Below are 5256 nucleotides of genomic sequence, written 5' to 3'. Positions count from 1 at the left end.
TTGAACCCCCACGCCCTTAGAGGGCACTAGCACCTCAAGCTAGCGCGTCTGCCATTCCGCCACCCGGACCTGCAACGAACCAAGACTCTACACGGCTTGCGGGCGGGTCGGCGTGGGGGTCCTCCTCATCTGGGCGGCTTCTTCTGGATCTTCGGAGGTCCCATGGCTCCGGCCTTCGGAAGCCCTGCGGCTCAGGGTGAATGGAGGCCCTGGCCCTGGGCGCGCGGGGCCGGTGTGATGCGGCTGGTCCGGCGGGGCCTGGCCGCGCCCGCGGCCTCGGTCTGACGAGCTGGTCAGGCCAGCCGGGAACGGTTTGGCCAGTCCGAGAAGCGCCCTGCCGCGGCCATGGGAGCGGTCGGGCCGGGCCTGGGAGCGCTCTGCCGCGGGTCTGGGAGCGGTCGGACCGGGCCTGGGAGCGGGTCGGGCCGGGCCTGGGCCGGTCAGGTGCCGGCCCGGGGGCGGTGAGACGGGGCTGATGCGTCGGTGGGCCCGCCAGTCGGGCAAGCTGGTCTCCGACACCTCATCAGGACCCCGGCCACGGAGGCGGATCGAGATCGTGACGACGTCGGTTCATCGCAGGATCGCCGAGGAGCTCGGCGTGCGTGAGGGGCAGGTGACCGCGGCCGTCGACCTGCTCGACGGCGGGGCCACCGTGCCGTTCATCGCCCGCTACCGCAAGGAGGCGACCGGCATGCTCGACGACGCCCAGCTGCGGACCCTTGAGGAGCGGCTGCGCTACCTGCGCGAGCTGGAGGACCGGCGCGCCGCGATCCTGGAGTCGATCCGTTCCCAGGGCAAGCTGGACGACGCGCTCGAGGCGCAGATCCTGGCCGCCGACTCCAAGGCCCGCCTGGAGGACATCTACCTGCCCTACAAGCCTAAACGCCGCACCAAGGCCCAGATCGCCCGGGAGGCCGGTCTGGAGCCGCTCGCCGAGACACTGCTGGCCGACCCGTCACAGGATCCGCAGGCGACGGCCGCCCCCTTCGTCGACCCGGAGAAGGGTGTCGCCGACACGGCCGCCGCTCTCGAGGGCGCGCGGGCCATCCTGGTCGAGCGTTTCGCCGAGGACGCGGACCTGATCGGGACGCTGCGTGAGCGGATGTGGACGCGCGGCCGGCTCGTCTCCCGGGTACGGGAGGGCCGGCAGGACGCCGGCGCCAAGTTCGCCGACTACTTCGACTTTGCCGAGCCCTTCACCTCGCTGCCCTCGCACCGGATTCTGGCGCTGTTCCGCGGCGAGAAGGAGGAGGTCCTCGACCTCACCCTCGATCCGGAACCCGCCGACCCGGCCGCTGCCGGTGGGCCGGCCGACGGCGGGGGCACCGCCGACGGGCGGCCGGCGGCAGCGGCCGTGCCCCGGCAGGCGGCGGCACAGCCGAGCAGCTACGAGGTCACCGTCGCCGCGCGCTTCGCCGTCGCCGACAACGGCCGCCCGGCCGACCGCTGGCTGCTGGAGACGGTCCGCTGGGCGTGGCGGACCCGCATCCTCGTCCATCTCGACATCGACCTGCGGATGCGGCTGTGGCAGGCGGCGGAGGACACCGCCGTCCGGGTGTTCGCGGTGAACCTGCGTGACCTGCTGCTGGCGGCGCCCGCCGGCGTGCGGGCGACCATGGGGCTCGACCCGGGGCTGCGCACCGGGGTGAAGGTCGCGGTGGTCGACCCGACCGGCCAGGTGGTGGCGACCGAGACGATCTACCCGCACGAGCCGCGGCGGCGCTGGGACGAGTCGATCGCCGTCCTCGCCCGGCTCGCGCACGCCCACAACGTCGAACTGGTCGCGATCGGCAACGGGACCGCGTCCCGGGAGACCGACAGGCTTGCGGGCGAGCTGGCCAAACGGCATCCGGAGCTCAGGCTCACCTCGGTGGTGGTGTCCGAGGCCGGCGCCTCGGTGTACTCCGCGTCCGCCTATGCCTCGCGGGAGCTGCCCGAGCTGGACGTGTCGCTGCGCGGCGCGGTGTCCATCGCCCGCCGGCTGCAGGATCCGCTGGCGGAACTGGTCAAGATCGACCCCCGTTCGATCGGGGTCGGCCAGTATCAGCACGACCTCTCCGAGGTGAAGCTGTCGCGTTCGCTGGACGCGGTGGTGGAGGACTGCGTCAACGCCGTCGGCGTCGACGTCAACACCGCCTCGGCGCCGCTACTGACGCGCGTGTCGGGCATCGGCGAGGGGCTGGCGGAGAACATCGTGCGCCACCGGGACGCCCATGGCCCGTTCCGGTCCCGCCGGGCGCTCATCGACGTCCCGCGGCTGGGGCCGAAGGCGTTCGAGCAGTGCGCCGGCTTCCTGCGCATCCGTGGTGGCGACGACCCGCTGGACGCCTCCAGCGTGCACCCGGAGGCGTATCCGGTGGTACGCCGCATCCTCACGGCCACGGACAGCGACATCACGACGGTGATCGGTAACAGCTCGGCGTTGCGGGCGCTGCGGCCGACGGACTTCGTCGACGACACCTTCGGCCTGCCGACCGTCACCGACATCCTCCGGGAGCTGGAGAAGCCGGGCCGGGACCCGCGCCCGGCGTTCCGGACCGCGGCGTTCGCCGAGGGGGTGGAGACGCTCGCCGACCTCGCGCCCGGCATGGTGCTGGAGGGTGTGGTCACCAACGTCGCCGCGTTCGGTGCGTTCGTCGACGTCGGGGTGCACCAGGACGGGCTCGTCCACGTCTCGGCGATGTCGCGGAACTTCGTCTCCGACCCGCGCGAGGTGGTCAAGCCCGGTGACATCGTCCGGGTGAAGGTGCTCGACGTCGACATCGCCCGCAAACGCGTCTCGCTGACGCTGCGGCTCGACGACGACAGCGATGCCGGCGGCGGCCGTGCCGGCCAGCGGACGCCGTCGGGTGCGTCGTCGGGTTCCGGGCGCCGCCGGGAGCGCAGCGGCGCGCCGGCGGCCGGCCCCCGCGAGCCCGGCGCCGGCGCCGCCGGTGGCGGTGGCGCCGGTGGCGGTGGCCGCGGTCCCCGCGAGCGTGGCGCCGGCGGTGGTAGTCCCCGCGAGCGTGGCGTCGGCGGTCCCGGCGCCGCCCGCGGCGCGCGCTCCGGCGGGGCGCAGCCGCGCACCCGCCGCGGCGGGTCGAACGACGTACCCGACGGCGCGCTCGCCGACGCGCTGCGCCGCGCCGGTCTCATCGACGAGTTCGGCAACAGCGTCAGCCAGCCGAAACGCCCCGGCCGGACCGGCCGCTGACCCACGCCCACCCGGCCGGCCGGCCCACACCGGCCGGCCGGGGATGTGGGATGCCCGGATCCGGGCCCGGCCAACCGCGGAGCGGCCGCACGGCCGCACGTCACGCCGAGCACCGTGGAGCGACGCCTGACGCGCGTTCACCGCAAGCCGCGGCACCTGGTCGAGCGCAGGGGGCGGTCCAGGCGGTATACGTAGTGCAGGGGGTCGTCGACGGGGTTGTCCGGCGCGAGGGGCCCCTGCCCGACACGTCGGAGGCCGGCTTTCTCCAGTGCCCGCCACGACGCCCGGTTGGCCGCCACGACCGGCACCATGACGCAGGTGGCCGCGGGATGATCGGACCAGGTCCGTGCGATCATCGAGGCGATCATGCGGGTGCCCAGGCCACGCCCGGTCCGGCCGGGTTCACCGATCAGGTAGTCGAGGCTCATGGCGCCGGTGGGGACGTCGACGACGGGTGCCAGCTCGTCGCGGTAGGCGGGGTAGTCGGCGAGGTGGCAACGTTGCACCAGCCCGAGGGGCCGGTCGTCGAGCAGGGCGAGGAAGTCCTCCGACGGCTCCTCGCCGCGGGCCGCGGGGCCGAAGTCGCGGCGGACGGCCTCGATCGTGCTCTCGTGGTTCCACCAGCGGGCGACGTGCGGCTGTTCCAGCCATCCCCGTAACAACACGAAGTCGGACTCGTCAAGCTGCCGCCAGGTAATCGTCATGGATCGCTCCGATGAGACGGGACCACAGACGACCGTCGACCACGGTCAGTAACAATGTAGATGTTCGGTCGCGTGCTCTCCAGCGTCCACATCCGTGGGCTGCCCGCGGTGGACAGGGGCGCCGGGCCGGTCAGGCCCGGCCGGAGGCCGACGGCGTTCAGCCGGGTTTTTCCATATCGATGAACTCCACGGCCCCACGGCCGTCGAACGTCTCGGTGTGGCGGCCGGTCTCGGTGAAACCAAGACGCCGGTACAGACGGACGGCGCGTGTGTTGAAGGCCGCGACATCGAGCACGACCCGGCGCTGCCCGTAGACGGGACGGGCGAGCTCCAGACCGGCCAGCACGAAGCGCTCGCCGAGCCCGCGGCCGGTGAGATCGGGCCGCAGGCCGAACCCGTAGAACAACGCGTCGTCGTGTAGCTCGAAGAAGTAGAAACCGACCAGGGCACCGTCGTCGTCGCGGGCGGCGAAGAACCGTTCGGGATTCTTCACGGGCATACCGTCGCTGTTGTAGAAGTCGTAGGGCGGGTCGTAACGCCAGGCGTCGCGCTCGCGGAACATCGCGTCGTCCGCCGGTTCGATCCGCACCGCTTCCGCCCACCCCACATGTCGGCCCCGTATCGCCAGCACGATTCTCCCAGGCCACGCCACGGGGCCGCCACGGGATGACCGGACGCTACCGAGAGTAGCTTCCCACCGCACCCTCGGCGAGGATGCCGCGCGCACCGTCCTCGCCGTGGCACGAGACCGGTGGCCCCCGGGCTCCCGGCATGCCCACGTCCGTCCCCGGCAGGATGATTCCGGCGGCCGGCTGTTCCGCCATGCGGCTTCCTGAAAGAGCCCGGACGTGAACGGAACCTGGTCGGCTTCAGGCTTCGCGGTCGGCTTCCCGCGACGGGCCGGCTGGGCTGGGCTCCGTTCGCGAAGCTGCTGTTACCCGGGCCAGGGCTTCCTTCGTTGTGGTTACCGCCTGGTCGGAGTCCCCCAGGACCATCAGCTGGTCGGCGAGGATGGCCTGGAGGGCTTCAGCCGCCTGGTGGTAGCGGCCCATCCGCTCGTACACGCAGGCGAGCTCGTACCACCTGTGCAGCGTGTCGTGATGTTTCGGGCCGGCCAGCTGGCGCATGCCTTCGATCACTTCGTCGAGTTCCGCGGCGGCGCCGTCGAAATCCTGCAGGTCGATGAGCACTCCGCTGAGAGCGTGGCGCGTGGCGACGGTGTCGCGGTGATAAGGGCCGTGGGACTTCATCCGCTCGGTGACCAGCTTCTGGAGCTCGGTGGCCGCCGTGGGCCAGTCGCCGGCCTTCCACCGATGTGTCGCCAGGTTGTTCCGGAGAACCGACACGTCACGGTGTTCC

At 72.4% G+C, this 5256-nt stretch carries 5 protein-coding genes; 1 reads left to right on the top strand and 4 read right to left on the bottom strand.

Annotation, left to right across the window (positions count from 1 at the left end; genetic code table 11):
- Positions 1-553 precede the first annotated feature (553 nt).
- Positions 554-3193 (top strand): Tex family protein, encoded by a 2640-nt coding sequence (locus AC5LUJ_RS13970; protein ID WP_493465061.1) that lies wholly within the window; start codon positions 554-556, stop codon positions 3191-3193.
- A 137-nt stretch (positions 3194-3330) separates the two neighbouring features.
- On the opposite strand, the gene AC5LUJ_RS13965 is transcribed toward AC5LUJ_RS13970, so the two are convergent.
- From AC5LUJ_RS13965 to AC5LUJ_RS13950, 4 genes are all read right to left on the bottom strand, one after another.
- Complete coding sequence (locus tag AC5LUJ_RS13965; RefSeq protein WP_250285789.1) at positions 3331-3897, bottom strand: GNAT family N-acetyltransferase; 567 nt, start codon at positions 3895-3897, stop codon at positions 3331-3333.
- A gap of 157 nt (positions 3898-4054) precedes the next feature.
- On the bottom strand, positions 4055-4486 hold the full coding sequence (locus tag AC5LUJ_RS13960; protein ID WP_250285790.1) for a GNAT family N-acetyltransferase: 432 nt from the start codon (positions 4484-4486) through the stop codon (positions 4055-4057).
- Between the two features lie 88 nt (positions 4487-4574).
- Positions 4575-4721, bottom strand: a complete 147-nt coding sequence (locus tag AC5LUJ_RS13955; RefSeq protein ID WP_250285791.1) for a hypothetical protein — start codon at positions 4719-4721, stop codon at positions 4575-4577.
- Between the two features lie 45 nt (positions 4722-4766).
- On the bottom strand, positions 4767-5256 hold a 490-nt coding region (locus AC5LUJ_RS13950), incomplete at its 5' end, for a tetratricopeptide repeat protein (RefSeq protein WP_250285792.1).

Source organism: Protofrankia sp. CiP1_Cm_nod3, from assembly GCF_982290655.1.
This window is presented reverse-complemented; position numbering and strand designations above follow the sequence as displayed.

Coding starts and splice junctions, on each gene's coding strand:
- AC5LUJ_RS13965 (WP_250285789.1), bottom strand. CDS start 3,897: ATGACGATTACCTGGCGGCAGCTTGACGAGTCCGACTTCGTGTTGTTA.
- AC5LUJ_RS13955 (WP_250285791.1), bottom strand. CDS start 4,721: ATGGCGGAACAGCCGGCCGCCGGAATCATCCTGCCGGGGACGGACGTG.